Here is a 17,210-nt window from a genome sequence, read left to right as displayed (position 1 = left end):
CCTTACCGTGTCGGCAATGAATACCACCACCCGATGTGCCGCGCTGATCGCGGCATTGATGATCGCGCCTGCCACGGTCTCCGCGCTTACCTTGGCCGAGGCGGAGCGCGTCATGGCACAGCACAATCCCGACCTGCTGGCCGCTGCGATCGAACTGCGCGGCACGCAGGGCGATGCGCAGAGCGCCGCGCGCCGGCCCAGCCCCGAGCTGAGCGTGGGCACCTCCAAGATCAGCCGCCAGGAAGGGATCGGCCCGGGCCGTTGGAAGGACAAGCGCGTGGATTCCACGCTCGGCCTGGGCTGGACGTGGGAGCGCGGCGGCAAGCGGGGCTGGCGCATGCGCCAGGCCGATGCCCTGGTCGAGGCGGCCCAGCTGAGCCTGCTCGATGGCCGCCGCCAGCAGCAGGTGGCGCTGCGGGAAGCGTACTTCGGGTTGAAGGCCGCACAGGAACTGAGCCGCATCGCCGAGGAAGATCGCCGTGCCTCGGCCGAGAGCCTGGCCGCTGCCGACCGGCAGGTCGCCACAGGCGCCATCGCGCTGATCGAGCGCGCGCGACTTGCGGTGGATGATCTGAAAGTGGCCGATGCCGCCCGCGAGGCCGCACTGGGCCTGCGCGAGGCACGGCATGTCCTTGCGCTGCTGCTGGGCAGCGATGCGGATGAGGCACTGCGTGCCGACGACGCGTGGCCACGCCCGGCCTCGGCGGCAACCGCCGCGATGGCCACGCTGGACGAGCGCGTTGACCTGCGTGCGGCCGAGGCGCGGGTGATCGCCGCCGATGCCGCGCGAGCCCTGGCGCGCAGCGAACGGCGGCGCGATGTGCAGTTCGGGATCGAAGCCGAGCGCGAGCCGGCCGACATCGGCGGCGTGACATGGGGACTGTCGATGAGTGTGCCGCTGGGCGGCGCCACGCGCTGGCGCGGCGAACAGCAACGGGCGGAGGCGGACTACGACGCCGCCGTGCTGGAACGGCAACAGCTGCGCCGCGAAGCCGCCGCTGAACTTGACCAGCTGCGGCACGCACTGGCGGCGGCCGCACAACGCCGCACCGCGTACGAACAGCTTCAGGGACCCGCGGCGCGCAAGAGCATGGAGGGTCTGGAACTGGCCTATCGCCGCGGTGCCGCCACGTTGACCGACCTGCTGGATGCGCGGCGCAGCTGGCGCGAATTCGAATCCGACCTGGTCGATGCGCGCCTGGCGCATGCCTCCGCCCTGGCGCGCTGGAACGCCGCCATCTCCGTTTCCGAAGGACATACCCCATGACGTTTTCGCGCACAGCCGGCTCGGCCCGTCTGCTTTCCTTGATCGTCGCCACTGTGCTGGCGGGTGGCTGCGCGCGCGATGCGGGCCCCGAAGCAGCGGCGGCGCCCACGGTGGAGGGCGCAACGATCCGCTTCGCCGCCGACAGCCCCCAACTGAGCGTGCTGCGCAGCGAGACCGTGACCGACGGGTCGGCGTCGGTGCTGCAGCTGCCGGCGCGCGTCACCTGGGATGACACCCGCTCAAGCATGCTGCGCTCGCCGCTGCCGGGGCAGATTGCAGGCATCGAGGCGGCGCCGGGCGAGAAGATCAAGGCAGGCCAGGTCCTGGCGTGGGTGACCTCCCCCGAATTCGGGCAGGTGCAGGCGGAAGGTGCGCGAGGTGCGGCCGAGCTGCGGCAGGCGCGCAATGAACTGGCACGGGTACGAGAGCTGCATGAGGCCGGGGTTGCCTCCGGCCGCGAACTGGGCGAGGCCGAATCCGCGCTGGCCGCCAGCGAAGCCGAGCACGCGCGGCTGCAGGCACTGACCCGTGGCTTCGGCAGCCGCCGCGGCATCGACCAGCGCATGCCGCTGCGTTCGCCGATCGATGGCATCCTCGTCGAGCGCCGGATGAGCCCCGGCATGAGCGTCTCCGCCGATGCCGAGGTGCCGCTGGCCGTGGTGAGCGATCCGGACCGGCTGTGGCTGATCATCGATGTTCCCGAAGCGCTGGCCGGCCGTCTCACGCCGGGTCTGAAGGTGCGTGTGGCGCCTGGCAGCGGTGAGCCCACACAGGGGGTGCTGGGCCACGTCGATGATTACATCGACACCGAGCGCCACGTGGTGCAGGCGCGTGCCGAACTGGACAACCACGAGCGTCGCTTCAAGGCCGGGCAGTACGTGCGTGCCGAGATCACCGTGCCGATGGACGGTGGAGTATCGGTGCCGGAAGGTGCGGTGCTGCTGCTCGGGCGCGAGCAGGTGGTGTTCGTGGACGAGGGCAACGGGCAGTTCGCACGACGCACCGTGCAGGCCGAGGAGTTGGGCCAGGGCCGCCTGTGGGTAGGGCAGGGGCTGCCCGAGGGGACCCGCGTGGTAGTGGACGGCGGTCTGCTGCTGCAGCAGGTGCTCGACCAGAACGTTGGCACTGCTGACCGGTCTGCCGGCACTGCCGTGGCAGGCAGGGGCGCCCCATGATCGATCGTCTGATTGCGTACTGCCTGCGCCAGCCGCTGATGGTCATGCTGGCGCTGCTGATCTTCATCGGCGCCTCGTTCGCGGCATTCCGCGAGCTGCCCGTGGAAGCCTTCCCGGATGTCTCCGATACCCAGGTCACCGTGGTGACCCTGCATCCGGGGCGCGCGGCCGAAGAGGTCGAGCGTGAGGTCACCATGCCGCTGGAAGTGGCGCTGTCGGGCATTCCGCACTCGGTGCGCGTGTTCTCGCATACCCAGTTCGGGTTGTCGATGATCATCCTGACCTTCGACGACGGCGCGGATGACTACTTCGCGCGTGCCCAGGTGATGGAGCGACTGCAGGGCGTGGATCTGCCCGAGGGCGTGCAGCCGGAGATGGAGGCGATGAGCTCCGCGGTGGGCGAGATCTATCGCTACGTGCTGCACGCGCCGCACATGAGTTCCACCGAACTGCGCACCGTGCAGGAATGGGTGATGGAGCGGCGTCTACGCACGGTGCCGGGCGTGGCCGATGTGGTGAGCTTCGGGGGGTTCGCCAGGACGTTCCAGGTCGAACCGGACCTGGGCAGGCTGCGTGATCGCGGGATCAGCCTGGAGGCGTTCGCCGAGGCGCTCGAACGTGGCAGCGCCAATGCCGGTGGCGGCTACGTGGAGCGCGGCCAGCAGCAGTACCTGATCCGCGGCGTGGGGCTGATGCGCTCGCCCGCCGATATCGGCACGGTGGTCGTGGCAGAGCGACAGGGCACGCCAGTGCTGGTACGCGACCTGGCCCGCATCGTCGACACCGGGTTGCCCCGGCAGGGCCTGGTCGGCCAGGACGACAACGATGATGCCGTGTTCGGCATGGTGCTGATGCGCAAGGGGGAGAATCCGTCGCTGGTGCTGGATGCACTGCACGCGCGCGTGGCCGAGATCGAGGCCAACCACCTGCCCGAGGGCGTCACGCTGGAGCCGTTCTACGATCGCTCGTGGTTGGTGTCCACCACGCTGAAAACGGTGTTCCGCAACCTGGTGGAGGGCGCGGTACTGGTGTTCCTGGTGCTGTGGCTGTTCCTCTACAACGCCCGCGCTGCGCTGATCGTGGCGGCGATGATGCCGTTGGCGCTGCTGTCCACCTTCCTCGGCCTGCACTTGTGGGGCGTGCCGGCCAACCTGCTCTCGTTGGGCGCGATGGACTTCGGCATCATCATCGATGGTGCGGTGATCGTGACCGAGCACATCGTCTCACGCATGTCGAAAATGCCGGCCGGCAGCACCCGGCGCGAGCGCATGGCCACCGTGCTGTCCGCGGCGTCGGAGGTCGGCCGGCCGACCTTCTTCTCGATGCTCATCATCATCGCCGCGCACATCCCGATCTTCACCCTGCAGCGGCAGGAAGGCCGGATGTTCGCACCGATGGCCTATTCGGTGACGTCGGCCCTGATCGGCGCGTTGATCCTGGCGCTCACCGTGGTGCCACTGCTGTGTTTCTGGTGGCTGCGCCGCGAGCGCCTGAAAGGCGAGAACCCGGTGATGAACCGGCTGGTGGGCTGGTACCGCCCCTGGCTGGAAGGCGCGATGGCGCGCCCGCGCGCGGTCGTGCTGGCCGCGGTGGCGATGCTCGTGGTGACACTGGCACTGGGCACGCGGCTGGGCTCGGAGTTCCTGCCCGAACTGGATGAAGGCTCGATCTGGCTGACCGCCACGCTGGACCCCAGTACCAGCCTGGCCGAGGCACAGGCGCAGTCCCGACGCATCCGCGACCTGGTGCGGACGCTGCCGGAGGTCTCCACCGTGGTGGCCAAGCTCGGCCGCCCGGAGGATGGCTCCGATGCCAAGGGTGCCAATCAGATCGAAGCACTGGTGGCGCTGAAGCCCGACTCCGAGTGGACCGGAAGATCGACAAACGCGAGCTGGTGGCGCAGATGCAGCGCCTCCTGGAAGAGCGCATTCCCGGCCCCGAATTCTCGATCTCGCAGCCGGTGCGCGACAACATCCTGGAGAGCATTTCGCAGATCAAAGGCCAGGTGGTGATCAAGGTCAGCGGCGAGAACCTGGAGGTGCTGACCGACCAGGCCCAGGCGATCCTGGCGCAGGTCAAGCACGTAGACGGCGTGGAGAGCGCCTTCATCGACCGCGACGGCAGCCTGCCGCAGCTGCGCATCGATATCGATCGCGACCGTGCGGCGCGCTACGGCCTGAACGTGCAGGACATCGATGCCGTGATCGAGACCGCCATCGGCGGCCGCGAGGTCGGCCAGCTGTGGGAAGGCGAGCGCCAGTTCCCGATCAGCCTGCGCCTGTCCGACGCCGACCGCGACCTGCAGCGCCTGCGCACCGTGCCGGTGGGCACTGCCTCCGGCCAGACCGTGACGCTGGGGGATGTGGCGGACTTCACCATGGCCAGCGGCGCGATCAACATCTCGCGTGAGAACGCCCAGCGCGTCAAAGCCGTGAGCATCTTCATCGCCGGGCGCGACATGGGCAGCGTGGTGGCTGACATGCGCCGGCAGGTCGACGCGACCATCGATCTGCCGGAGGGCTACCGGATCGACTGGTCCGGCGAGTTCGAGAACCAGCAGCGTGCCATGGCGCGTCTGGGTTGGGTGGTGCCGCTCTCGGTGCTGATCATTTTCGTACTGCTGTTCGACGCCTTCAAGGACGTCACCAGTGCCGCCCTGATCCTGGCGAACGTACCGCTGGCGATGATCGGCGGCATCCTGGCGCTGCTGCTGACCGGGATTCCATTGTCGGTCTCGGCGGCGATCGGCTTCATCGCCTTGTTCGGGCAGGCCGTGCTCAACGGGGTGATCATGCTGACCCGGTTCGGCCAGCTGCGCGAGCAGGGCATGGCGCTCTACGACGCCGTGGTGCAGGGCGCCCTGCAGCGCCTGCGCACGGTGCTGATGACGGCGCTGTTGGCGATGTTCGGCTTGCTGCCCATGGCCACTTCGCACGCGATCGGCGCCGAAACCCAGAAGCCACTCGCGGTGGTGGTGATTGGTGGGCTGCTATCGGCGATGCTGCTGACACTGCTAGTGCTGCCGACGCTGTACTACTGGGTGCATCGCCGGCGTGAACAGCGGCGGGGTGGGGCAGCGATGGAGGTCGAGGCGGTGTAGGGGGCGCTGAGTGGCTGGGCAGTGTGGCGAGGCGCCATTGCCCGGCCGGTGGCGCTGGAAGGACGGCAATGCGACGACGCCATCCGACGGGGCGCCGTGACCGTTCGCGCCATCACGCTCCCGGCGTCCCCGGCGGCAGGGTATCGTCCCGTTGGTGCCAGGACGGGAGATCCAGCGCGTGGCGTTCGAGCATGGCCTGTATACATGCACGCGCGTGGTCCCTCTCCGTGTTCGAGCATTGGTCAAGAATCTCGCCAGTCAGCTGCTCAAACTGCGGCCAGAACTGCGCCGGGTGGCGCACGCGCGCCACCCAGTGGTCCAGTTGGTCGGCCAGCGCATCAAGCTGCACCTGAATTTCGGCGCGCACGTTCATCCCGGGGGCGCGCCCAGGTCGAGCACGACGCGGTAGTAATGGCCGTCGTCGCGGAGCAGGACGGTGAGGTCCGGCTGCAGGACGCCATCCACATGCAGGGTGGGCTCACCCTGCGCCGTGCGGGTCACCTCGAACTCATACAGGCTGCGGCCGAAGCGGTAGCTCAGTTCGAATGACGGCCAATGATCGGGCAGGCACGGCGCCAGCGACAGACGATCGCCTTCGCGACGGATGCCAAGCAGGGATTCCACCAGCAGGCGGTACATCCAACCGGCCGACCCGGTGTACCACGTCCAGCCGCCGCGGCCGACGTGCGGCGACACGGCGTATACATCGGCGGCCAATACGTAAGGTTCGACGCGGTAGGTCTGGACCGCCGCCGGGTCCAGCGTGTGGTTGAGGGGATTGATCATGCCGGCCAGCTCCCAGGCACGCACCGCATCTCCCTGCTGCGCGAATGCCATCGCCGCCCACACGGCTGCGTGGGTGTACTGGCCGCCATTCTCGCGCACCCCCGGTACGTAACCCCGGATGTAACCGGGGTCTTCCGGGGTCTGGTCGAAGGGCGGATCGAGGAGCTGGATCAGCTTGGCGTCCTTGCGCACCAAGTGCGTGTACAGCGAATCCAGCGCCTGCGAGGCGCGCTCCGGCGCGGCGACGCCTGACAGCACCGACCAGCTCTGCGAGATGGAATCGATGCGGCACTCGTCGTTCTGTGACGAGCCCAAGGTGGCGCCGTTATCGAACCAGGCGCGGCGATACCATGCCCCATCCCAGGCGTGGTGTTCCAGGTTCTGGCGCAGGCGGTCGGCCTGCTCCTGGCACCACTGCGCACGGGCGTCATCGCCGCGCGCGTTCGCCAGCACGATGAAGCGGCGCAGCGTGTCATGCAGGAAGAATCCCAGCCACACACTTTCACCGCGCTGCTGGTCGCCGACGCGGTTCATGCCGTCGTTCCAGTCGCCGGTTCCCATCAGCGGAAGGCCGCGCTCGCCCAGCAAGCGGCAACCGCGCTCGAGCGCGACGATGCAGTGCGCATACAGCGTGCCGCGCTGCACCGATGGGGTCGGCATGTCGTAATACCCTTCCTCTTCCGGGGTCACCGCGCGCCCTTCGATGAAACCGACCACTTCGTCCAGCACGCTGGCGTCGCCGGTGACCTCCAGGTAGCGGCATGCGCCCTGGGGCAGCCAGAGGTAATCGTCGGAGCAGCGGGTACGCACGCCGCGACCTTGCGGGGGGTGCCACCAGTGCATCACATCGCCTTCGGCGAACTGGTGTGCCGCGCAAAGCAGCAGGTGCTCGCGGGTCAGGTCCGGGCGCGTGTGGATCAGGGCCAGCGCGTCCTGCAGCTGGTCGCGGAAGCCGAACGCGCCGCCCGACTGGTAGTACCCACTGCGCGCCAGGTAGCGGCAGCCCAGGGTCTGATACACGAGCCAGCCATTGGCCAGTGCGTCCAGCGCCGGGTCCGGCGTACGTACCTGCACCGTGGCCAGCACATTGCGCCAGTGGATGCGCACCGCGTCCAGCGCATCGATGGCCTCATGATTGCCCTGGCGGCTTCGTGCCAGCGCGAGCGTTTCCTCGCGGTCGCGCCCCGCGCCGAGGCGGAAAGTCGTTTCACTGCGGTCACCCGGTGCCAGTTCCAGTGGCACCTGGATCGCCGCGCAGGGATCCAGGCCCGCGCCGATCCGTCCATCCAGACGTTCGCGCCGCAGCGCGGCCGGCGCGTGCAGGCCGCCGTTGCGCCCGATGAACTCCAGGCGATCACAGGTCCAGCCACAGCCCTCGGCATCGGTGTCGAAGAAGGCCATGCGGCCGCCGAAGTCGGTGTTGTAGGTGTTGCGCGCCAGCAGCGCGCCGCTTTGCGGGTCGCGTTCGGTGAGCACATGCATGCGTGATTTCGGACGCAGGTCACCCATGACCCACTCAACGTAGCCGATGGCCGACAGCCGCCGTGTCCTGCCCGACAGGTTGTGCAACCGCAGGACCGAGAACTTCAGTGGGGCGGTCACGTCGACGAATACCCACAACTCGCTGACGATGCCGTCCTCGATATGCTCATAGACCGTGTAGCCGAATCCATGGCGCGTACGGTACGCGCCGGTGCCCCGGCACGGGAGCGGCATCGGCGACCAGACGCGGCCGGTGACCTCGTCGCGCACGTAGAAGGCTTCACCGCCGGTGTCGGACACCGGATCGTTGAGCCAGGGCGTCAGACGGAATTCGTGTGCGTTCTCGAACCACGTGTAGCCCGGTGCGCTCTCGCTGACGACGGTGCCCAGGCGGGCGTTGGCGATCACGTTGGCCCAGGGCGCGGGCGTCGGGGCACCTTCGCGCACCACCACGACGTATTCGCGGCCGTCCTCGCTGAAGCTACCGGTTCCGTTGTCGAATCGGCCGGTGCCGCGGTACGGAAGGAAGGGCCACGGGTCGTCCAGCTCTTCGTCGTGCCCGGCGCCCGGCGGCATGCCGGGTTCGGGTCCGAGGTCGGCAACCACCGGCAGCCCGGGCGTTGCGTCCATCGACAGTGTCAGCTCCTGCTGCTCCACCTGTGGCACCAGGGCCGGGATCCGGCGGACGGGCAGGGGCTGGCGTCCCACCTGGGCGACCAGCGTACCGTCCTCGTCGCTGATCACCACCCGTGCCACCGCCTGCAACAGAACGCGGTCTTCGTGACTCATGTTCTGCACGGGCCGTACGAAGATGCCGCCAGGGCGATCGAGCAGGCCGGTCTCCGAGCTGGCGGCGACCATGCCCAGAATCTGGTCCTGCAGTTCCTGGCGATAGCCGGCCTTGCTGTCGTTCCAGATCACCAGGTCGGTGTTGAGCCCCTTCTGGCGCCAATAGGCATGGGCCTGCACCAGTTGCCTGACCAGTTCCACGTTCTCCGCGTCGGTGACCTTGAGCAGCACGATCGGCAGATCGCCCGAGATGGCATGCCCCCACAGCCCGGATTGGCCTCGCTGGTTCTGCTGCAGGACGCCGGCACCTGCGCGCAGCAGCGCATTGGAATACAACACGTGGCTGGCCAGGCGCTCGTACAGCGACGCCTCGGCCTGGCTCGCATTGATCTGCCGGCGCACCACCTGGCTGTGCGTCCAGGCCAGATCGAAGACGCGGTCGGCCAGCCGGCGATCACGGTATTTGTCTACGAGTGCCTCGCAACCGGCGCGGTCGGCGCCGATGCCATACACCATGTCCAGCTGGACGGTCTGTTCGGGCTCAAGCACGACGCGGACGCGGATGGCCACGATCGGGTCGAGCACCGAGCCGTCCGTACCGGAGAGGTCGGTATCGATGGTCAAGGCCTGCGGCGTCCGCGGCGTGTTGCCACGACCCAGGAAGCGCGCACGGTCGGTTTCGTAGGAGATCGACACTACCTCTGCGTCATGCACCGCAACCAGATGGAACATCCACGGCGGCACTTCGTCGTGCGAACGTGGGCGGCGCGTGCATAGCAGGGCCTGCTTGGCAGCCAGGATCTCGCTCTGGACGAAGAGATTGCTGAAGGCCGGGTGTGCGTCGTCGGAGGCTGCAGGTGCCAGCACCACTTCGGCGTAGGTGGTGATCTCAACCGTGCGCTGGCGACGGCTGCGGTTGGTCAGGCGCAGGCGCCTGAGCTCGATGTCGTCCTCGGCGGAGATGGCCACCTGCAGGTGGCTCTCGCAACCGCGGCGCGCACCGCGGAATTCAGCCTTGGCGTCAGAGAAGATCGCCTCGTAATTGTCCACCGGCACGCAGGTGGGCTGATAGGCGGCAGACCAGAACTCGCCGCTGTCCACGTCGCGCAGGTAGCAGAACGACCCCCAGGCATCGGTGGTGCCGTCTTCGCGCCAACGGGTGAGCGAGAGGTCGCCATGGCGGCTGTAGCCGCCGCCGGCATGGGTCAGCATGCCGTGGTAGCGCCCGTTGGAGAGCAGCTGCACCTCCGGGCGCGGGCCACCCGGGTCGCGCAGGACGCGCAGGGCCGTCTCGCGCTCGGCCATGGCCGAGTGCTCGCCCAGGGCTTCCACCTCATGGGGATGGAACACGCCGATGCGCGGTATGCGCTCCTGCAGCAGCAACAAGGTGGCCTGGAACTCGACATCGGCCACGAAGCGGCGCTGCATCGGCTGGTCGCGCAACAGGTAATCCAGCGACAGCAGGCCCATGCCCTGGTGGTGGGCCATGAAGGAACGCAGCAGGACGTGATCCTGCCCCGGTGGCACGCGGGCGGGGGTGTAGTCGACTGCTTCGTACATGCCAAAGCGCCCGGAGAAGCCCAGTTCCTCCATGGCCTGGAGGTTCTGGCACGCCGCCTCCGGCGCCACCATCAGCGCCATCATGCTGGCATAGGGCGCGATGACCCGATCCTGACCCAGGCCGCGCTTGAGACCCAGCCCGGGCACGCCGAACGCCCGGTACTGGTAGTTCAGGCGTGCATCGACGGCGTTGTAGCCGGATTCGGACACGCCCCACGGCAGGTTCAACGTACGGCCGTAGACGATCTGCGCTTCCACCGCATGCCGCGCGGTCTGGTCGAGCAGCGTGTCCGGATAGCTGGGCATCACCAGCTGCGGCATGAGGTACTCGAACATCGAGCCACTCCATGACAGCAGCGTCGGGGTGCCGTTGACCTCGGTGAGCATGCGGCCGAGCGCGAACCAGCTCTCCTGCGCCAGCTGGCCCTGGGCGATGGCGACGAAGGCGCACAGACGCGCTTCGGAGGCCAGCAGGTCGTAGAAGCTGTTGTCGAGGCGGTGGTCGTCGACGTTGTACCCGATCGAGAGCAGGTTGCGGGTACGGTAGAACAGGAACCCGTACTCCATCAGCGAGAACTGCCCGGCGCGGTGCGCGAGGGCCTGCAGCTGCTCGATGCGCGCGCGCGCCTCCGCGCCGACCGTGCCGGGCAGCTCGGCGAGCTGGCGCAGGCTGGGTACCGGCGTCTCGTCGGCTGCGTTGGCGTCGGAGGGGATGCCGGCGAGCGATGCCCGGGCAGCATGGCATTCGGCGGCGAACAGGGCCGGCCAGTGCAGCTCACCCTGTTCGGGCGATGCTGGTGCCGGCCACTGTGCCAGTACGGCATCGGCCAGGCCGGCCAGCTCCTGCAACCGGGCGAGCAGCGGGGCCGTGCCACGTGGGCGGTCGGTACGCGTTGATGCCAGGCGCTGGCGAAGGTGGTTGAGTGCCTGGCCCACGTGCGCGTCGTCGGGGCGATGGCGCTGGCGTTCCTCTTCCAGCACGCCCAGCGTATCGGCCAGGCCATCGAACGTGTGCGGCGCCAGCACCGGCGCGTCCACCAGGGCGAGCAGGCCCTGGCGCAGCGTCAGCAGGTGGCCGGCAAGGTTGCCGCTGTCCACGGTGGAGACATAGCGCGGCGGCAGCGGCGCCAGGGTCTCGGTGTCATACCAGTTCAGGAAGTGGCCGCGGTGGCGCGGCAGCTTGTCCAGCGTATCGAACGTGAGAGCGGTACGTTCGGCGACCGCATCCTGCTGCAACCAGCCGAAATCCCACGCCGACAGGTTGGCCAACAGGGACAGGCCGATGTTGGTCGGCGAGGTGCGCCGCGCCACCACCAGCGAGGGATGCTCCTGGATGTTGTCCGGCGGCAGCCAATGATCCTGCTCGCGTACCCAGGCCTGGAAGAAGGACCAGGTACGCCGGGCCAGCCGGCCCAGGAAGGCCCGCTGCGTCACGGAAAGCTCGGCCACGCTCGCGGCCGGCGGTCGGCCCAGCCATGCCATCAATGCGGGCGCGAAGGTCCACGCCAGCAGCAAGGGCAGGGCGACAGGCAGTGCCTGCGGATGCACGCTGGCCACGAGCCCCACCAGCAAGAGCGCCAGCAGCGACCCCGGCGCCATCACCCGCCATTCCGCGCCGCGGTCGCCGCCGAGGCGGCGCTCGACTTCGCTGGAGGGATTCCATTGCAGCAGGTGGCGCCGGGTGACGGCCATGCGCCAGAGCGTGCGCAGGATCGCGCCACCGGCCAGCAGTGCTTCGTAAGGCAGGCACGCGATCTGGGTGGACGCGCGCAGCAACGACTGCAGCGTGCCACGGCCGACCATGATGTAGTGCGCCTCGAGCGATGTGTCATCCGGAACGCTCAGGGCATCGCGCAGCATGCCGATCAGCGGCGGCGCGAACCACAGCGCGAGCACCCACGCCGTCCATGCCGCCGGGTTTTCGGCATACAGCCAGCCTGCGACCAGCAAGGCCAGGGCGGCGGCCGGCACCAGGCTCCGGCGCAGATTGTCCAGCAACTTGCCACGCGACAGCAGGCTCAGCCGGTTGCGTTCCCATGCGGAGCCCGGGCGGGGTGTCCACGGCAGCAACCACGGCAGCAGCTGCCAGTCGCCGCGGATCCAGCGCGCACGGCGCTTGGCGTCGGCGACGTAACGTTCGGGGTAATCCTCGTACAGGCGCACATCGCTGACCAGGCCAGCGCGTGCATAGCACCCTTCCAGCAGGTCATGGCTGAGGATGCGGTTCTCGGGCAGGCGTCCCTCGAGCGCATGCTCGAAGGCTTCAACGTCATAGATGCCCTTGCCCACGAACGAGCCTTCGTCGAACAGGTCCTGATAGACGTCCGACACCATGCGCGTGTACGGATCGATGCCCGGCTCGCTGCCGAACATCCTGGCAAAGCGCGAGGTGCGGCGCGTGCCCAGGCTGGTGCCGACGCTGGGCTGCAGGATGCCGTAACCCTCCACGACGCGTTGCAGTGTCGGATCGAAGCGCGGGCGGTTGAGCGGGTGCGCCAGGGTGGCGACAAACGCCCGTGCCGCATCGCGCGGAAGTTGCGTATCCGAATCCAGGGTGATGACGTAGCGGACGCCGATCAGGGCAGCCGCGTCACCGACGATGCGCATGAACGCGGCCGCATCGCCGTGGCGGAGCAGGGCATTGAGCGCTGCCAGCTTGCCGCGTTTGCGCTCGTGACCCATCCACACCCCTTCGCCCGGATTCCATTGCCGGGGGCGATGCAGCAGGTAGAAGCGATCGCCGCGTTCGGACGCGTAGCGGGCGTTCAACTCCTCGATCCGCTCCACCGCGTGTGCAACCAGAGTGTGGTCCGTCGGCATCTCGGCTTCTGCGGCGTCGAGGAAGTCCGTCAGCAGCACAAAGCGCAGCTGGGGATCGCGGTTGGCCTGGAAGCGGACCTCCAGCGCTTCGACCAGCACGTCGATTCCATCGATGCTGGAGAGCATGGACGGAACCGCGACGACCGTGGCGCAGGCGGCCGGGATGCCTTCGCTGAAATCGAGCTTGGGCAGTGGCCTGGGCGTGACCAGCACTGTCGCGGTCCAGTTCACCAGGACGATGCCCAGCTCACTGAACACCAGCAGCCCGAGCAGCGCGGCCAGCCAGACGGGCGCCGAGCCAACGCCGGTGGCCAGCAGGCCACCCGTGGCCAGCACCGCCAGCAGGATGATCGGCAGCAGGTACAGCGCAAGCGGTACGCGATGCGCCAGTTGCCGTGCCTTGCGGTGCCGCGGCGCTGCCTGGGCCACGGCGTCAACGGTGGCGGGCAGGCCTTCGCCGACCAGCCAGTAGCCTACGTGCGTGCGCGGCCCCTCAACCGGCGCAGCCGCCCGTGCCAGGTCCAGCGCAATCGTGGCAACGCGCTCTTCCGCGACGCGGCTGCCGCGGGCGATCTTCTCCACCACATGGCGGTAAGCGTCGCGTGTGCCGAAATCCATCTGCGCATAGACCCCCATGGGGTCTTCCCGCAGCCGCTGCTCGACCACGCTCATCTCTTCGACGAACGTGCGCCAGTCCATGGTAGAGAGGAAGCGCAGGCTGCCGATGCTGTTGCCGATGGAGACCTGGTCGGCCGCCTGCTGCTGCCCCTCGGCGGCGACCAGTTCATCGATGCGCTGTCCAGCCGCGGCGGCCCACTGTTCCAGCCAGGCGACCGGCATCGCCCACGCGCCGCCGCGTCCCTGCAGCGAGCGGGTAAGCTCGGCGATGAACGCACCGGTCAACGGCGGCTCGGACCGGGCCATGTCGGCCACCACCAGGACCACCTCGGTCGGGGTGTCGGACGCCGCGCGATTGAGGTTCTCAGCCCATTGCGCCGCCAGGCTGCGGTCCGTGCCATCGCGCATCACCCGGGCGGCCATGCGCCGCAGATTCTCGAGCAGTGCCAGGCGCAGCATGATGGGGACGGCCCACAGTTCGCCCAGGCTCAGGGGAGCAAGCGACTGGTAGGAGGCGATGAAACGGCCCAGGGTATCGGCATCAATGCGACCGTCACCGTGTGCGATGGCCTGCATCGACAGTTCATACACACGCGGCAGGCCGGCCGAGGGGCCGGCGACAAGTGAAGGCAACTGACGGCTGTAGCCGCGCGGCAGATGGCGTCGCGCGGTCTGGATCTGTTCTTCGATCAGGTAGTAGTTGTCGAGCAGCCATTCCCCGGCGGGGGTGACCGGCCGCTGTTCACGCACCACGCTGCTGAGCAGCGTGTTGGCGTCTTCCAGGACACGCTCGTTGGCCTGCAGGCGATCGAGCAGGCGCTCTGCGCCGGGCCGCATCCGCACCCGGTGCTGGCGCGCGAGGGCGCGGCCGTACACCTCCATCTGTTCAACGCTGTACAGCGCGGCGCGCAGGGGCCCCTCGGTGGCCTCGATGGCCGGCGCCGAGGCCTGGCGCTCACGCCAGCGCCAACGGACAAGACGACGCAGACGCAGCCAACGGCCAAAAAGACGACGAAGGTGGGGCATAGGTTACCGATGGGGGGCAGGTCGCGGCCCTCATAGTTGCATTGGGGGTGCCGTGGTAGCTGTGAAGGTTGGGTGCGGTCGGCGCCTTGCTTGCCGCCGCTGGGAGCCTGATGATGCGGCCTGCAACTGAAGTGGGCGCCGAAATTCGTCAAGCCGATTCATCCAAGGGGATAAGCACTATGCGTTTGAAGTCGATCGGGGTGGGACTGTCGTTCGCATGCCTGTGCGCCGCGTCCGCTTATGCGCAGGCCGTTGCACCTCTCACCTTCGCCGATCGGCTGGCGCAGGCAGGGTCGCCGCTGACCGTGCGGCCGGAGGGCTTCTCGGGTCCGGGCGCCGCCATTCTGTCCGACGCGGTAGACGCCAGCCGGTACGTTCTCATCGGCGAGAGCCACTTTTCGCGCGAGATCCCCGCCTTCACCACCAACGTCTGTCGGTTGATGGCGCCGGGCGGCCTGGCCGCGATGGCCGTTGAGACAGGACCGGAGGCCGCCAGCGCAGTCAATGCACGGATGAGAGCGCCGGACCGGGAACAGCAGATTTCCGATTTCATGACCGCCTATCCCGACGTCATGGCGTTCCTCAACAGCCGCGCCGAAGGGCAGACGGTGGCCGACTGCGCTGCGGTCGCCGGGCCCGAGTTCACGTTGTGGGGACTGGATCAGGAGTTCCTGGGCGTAAGCGGCTATCTGTTCGACCAGATGCTGGCATCCGGGCCAGGGCCGCTCGCCCGTGCCCAGATCGATGCCTTGGCCAAACAGGAGCGGACGGCGGTGCAGGTCGCGCTCGCCTCAGGGTCGCCCATGGACCTGTTCCTGTTGAAGGTCACCGATGCGACGCTGGAGCCGGCGGGGAAAGCCATCGACCAAGATGGCGGCGACCGGGCAAAGGCCCTGTTCGCCGCCTTGCGCGAAACACGTGCCATCTACCAGGCCTCGCAGTCTGGTCGTGGCGATCCGAACGGGCGCAGGGCGCGGCTGATGAAGCGGACGCTCGCCGCCCATTTCACCGAGGTGCCGCAGGCGCGCGTGCTGATGAAGTTCGGCGCCTATCATCTCTACAAGGGCTACAACCCACTTGGCCAGCGCGACGTGGGCAACTTCGTTGCCGAACATGCCGACGGACAGGGCGTGAGTGCCCTGCACCTGATGGTAGGTGGTGCGAAAGGCGTGGGCGCCGGATACAACGGGGTCGGTCGCCCGATGAAGGTGTACGACTTCGATGCGACCACCGGCAAGGACAGTGACTGGCGCAAGGATGTGATGTTGGCCCGCCCCTCCGGCATGGCACCGGACGACTGGATGCTGGTGGATCTGCGCCGTTTGCGCAGCAAGGATATGGACGACCTGACGCCCGAGTGGCGCGAGCTCATCCGCGGCTACGACCTTGCCGTTGTGGCGCCGAAGCTGTCTCCGTCCACCAAACTCGGGGGCGCTGACGCCCCCTGAAAGGTGTCCGCTCTAGACCGTCGGCACAGTACCGCCATCGATGGTGTACTCCACACCGGAGATGGAGGCCGCCCGCGGGGAGACCAGGAATGCAATCAGATCGGCGACCTCGGCCGGCTGGGCAGGGCGCCTAAGCGGAATGCCTCCCAGCGCCTGCATGACCTGCTGCTTGGCACCCGCATAGTCTGTGCCCGCATTGGACGCAATCCGCTCGACGAATGCGATCGCAGCCTCTGTTTCGATCCAGCCCGGCGACACGCGGACCACACGCACCCCCTTGGGCGTGACTTCCTTGGAGAGCGCTTTGCTGTAGGTGGACAACGCTGCCTTCGCAGCGGCATAGGCAATCGTGGCGTCATGCAGCGGGAGTACTCGCTGGATCGACGTCACGTGCAGGATCACCCCCGAGCCCTGCGCGATCATCCCAGGCAACCAGGTGCGATCCATCCGTACCGCCGTCATCAGGTTCAGATCCAGCGCCTTCGCCCATTCCGCATCGTCCAGCCGTGCGAATCCCCCGGCCGGCGCCGAGGAGCCGCCCACCACGTTGATCAGGATGTCCAGGCCGCCGAGATGATGCATGGTGACCTCCGATGCCTGGCGTACGCCTTCGGCGGTGGCGAGATCCGCCGCCACATAGCGCACGCCATCGACAGGGCGCTTCGGCACCGACAGCGCCGACGCCGCGACACGCGCACCCAGCCTGGACATCAGATCCACGACCGCAGCCCCCAGACCGCGGGCACCACCCGTCACCAGGACGCGCTTGCCTGCCAATTGAAGATCGAACGTCATGGCGCGATCTCCAGCGAGGCGATCTTGTCGCGTTCCAGGGTGAAGGCATAACGCAGCTGGACAGGGCTGCCGGGGAAATTGCCGGCCACTTCGCTGGTCACGATGCAGGTGCGATCCAGTGTCTCCACCTTGCGAGGCTGCACGACATAGGTGTACTTGGCAGACGAAGCGTCTTTCCATGCCTCGATCTGGGCTGTGCCTGTATGGATCTTCTTTTCATCCAGCACGCGTCCGTCTGGCGTGAAGCAGCGGGCAACCGCGCGGCCATCGTGCTGGTCCGCAGTGAAATAGGCGGCGATCGGTTCGGGAAGGTCGAGCGTTTGCATTCTGGTGTCTCCGTTGTG

7 protein-coding genes and 1 pseudogene are annotated in these 17,210 nt (G+C 68.0%); 4 read left to right on the top strand and 4 right to left on the bottom strand.

Going from position 1 to position 17,210, the window contains the following annotated elements; genetic code table 11:
* The first annotated feature begins 16 nt into the window (after window positions 1-16).
* From POS15_RS07355 to POS15_RS20425, 3 genes and pseudogenes are all read left to right on the top strand, one after another.
* Window positions 17-1,267 (top strand): TolC family protein, encoded by a 1,251-nt coding sequence (locus tag POS15_RS07355; RefSeq protein WP_284129298.1) that lies wholly within the window; start codon window positions 17-19, stop codon window positions 1,265-1,267.
* Window positions 1,264-2,442 carry an efflux RND transporter periplasmic adaptor subunit gene (locus POS15_RS07350; RefSeq protein WP_284129297.1) on the top strand — a complete coding sequence of 393 codons (1,179 nt, stop codon included), beginning with the start codon at window positions 1,264-1,266 and terminating at the stop codon, window positions 2,440-2,442. Before POS15_RS07355 ends, POS15_RS07350 begins: the two co-directional genes overlap by 4 nt.
* Window positions 2,439-5,542, top strand: a pseudogene (locus tag POS15_RS20425) (CusA/CzcA family heavy metal efflux RND transporter). The gene POS15_RS07350 and the pseudogene POS15_RS20425 overlap by 4 nt, the downstream one beginning before the upstream one ends.
* Window positions 5,543-5,654: 112 nt before the next feature.
* On the opposite strand, the gene POS15_RS07335 reads toward POS15_RS20425, so the two are convergent.
* Window positions 5,655-5,915 (bottom strand): hypothetical protein, encoded by a 261-nt coding sequence (locus POS15_RS07335; RefSeq protein ID WP_046272424.1) that lies wholly within the window; start codon window positions 5,913-5,915, stop codon window positions 5,655-5,657.
* Entirely contained in the window at window positions 5,912-14,623 is an 8,712-nt protein-coding gene (locus POS15_RS07330) for a glycoside hydrolase family 94 protein (protein WP_284129294.1), read from the bottom strand. Before POS15_RS07330 ends, POS15_RS07335 begins: the two co-directional genes overlap by 4 nt.
* A gap of 179 nt (window positions 14,624-14,802) precedes the next feature.
* Here POS15_RS07330 and POS15_RS07325 point away from each other — a divergent pair, with 179 nt between their 5' ends.
* Window positions 14,803-16,071, top strand: a complete 1,269-nt coding sequence (locus tag POS15_RS07325) for a hypothetical protein (RefSeq protein ID WP_046272423.1) — start codon at window positions 14,803-14,805, stop codon at window positions 16,069-16,071.
* A 12-nt stretch (window positions 16,072-16,083) separates the two neighbouring features.
* Here the strand turns inward: POS15_RS07325 and POS15_RS07320 are convergent, their stop codons facing one another.
* Window positions 16,084-16,866, bottom strand: coding sequence for an SDR family oxidoreductase (locus tag POS15_RS07320; protein WP_046272422.1), 783 nt, complete (start codon window positions 16,864-16,866; stop codon window positions 16,084-16,086).
* Entirely contained in the window at window positions 16,863-17,192 is a 330-nt protein-coding gene (locus POS15_RS07315; protein ID WP_046272421.1) for a nuclear transport factor 2 family protein, read from the bottom strand. Before POS15_RS07315 ends, POS15_RS07320 begins: the two co-directional genes overlap by 4 nt.
* Between the last annotated feature and the right edge of the window lie 18 nt (window positions 17,193-17,210).

The sequence above is a fragment of the Stenotrophomonas sp. BIO128-Bstrain genome (assembly GCF_030128875.1).
Lineage (GTDB): Bacteria > Pseudomonadota > Gammaproteobacteria > Xanthomonadales > Xanthomonadaceae > Stenotrophomonas > Stenotrophomonas bentonitica_A.
The sequence above is the reverse complement of the archived record's forward strand: the minus strand, read 5'-3'. Positions and strand labels throughout refer to the sequence as shown.

Excerpts from the sequence above, each read along its gene's own strand:
- POS15_RS07355 (WP_284129298.1), top strand. The coding sequence starts at position 17 with ATGAATACCACCACCCGATGTGCCGCGCTGATCGCGGCATTGATGATC.
- POS15_RS07350 (WP_284129297.1), top strand. The coding sequence starts at position 1,264 with ATGACGTTTTCGCGCACAGCCGGCTCGGCCCGTCTGCTTTCCTTGATC.
- POS15_RS07335 (WP_046272424.1), bottom strand. The coding sequence starts at position 5,915 with ATGAACGTGCGCGCCGAAATTCAGGTGCAGCTTGATGCGCTGGCCGAC.
- POS15_RS07330 (WP_284129294.1), bottom strand. The coding sequence starts at position 14,623 with ATGCCCCACCTTCGTCGTCTTTTTGGCCGTTGGCTGCGTCTGCGTCGT.
- POS15_RS07325 (WP_046272423.1), top strand. The coding sequence starts at position 14,803 with ATGCGTTTGAAGTCGATCGGGGTGGGACTGTCGTTCGCATGCCTGTGC.
- POS15_RS07320 (WP_046272422.1), bottom strand. The coding sequence starts at position 16,866 with ATGACGTTCGATCTTCAATTGGCAGGCAAGCGCGTCCTGGTGACGGGT.
- POS15_RS07315 (WP_046272421.1), bottom strand. The coding sequence starts at position 17,192 with ATGCAAACGCTCGACCTTCCCGAACCGATCGCCGCCTATTTCACTGCG.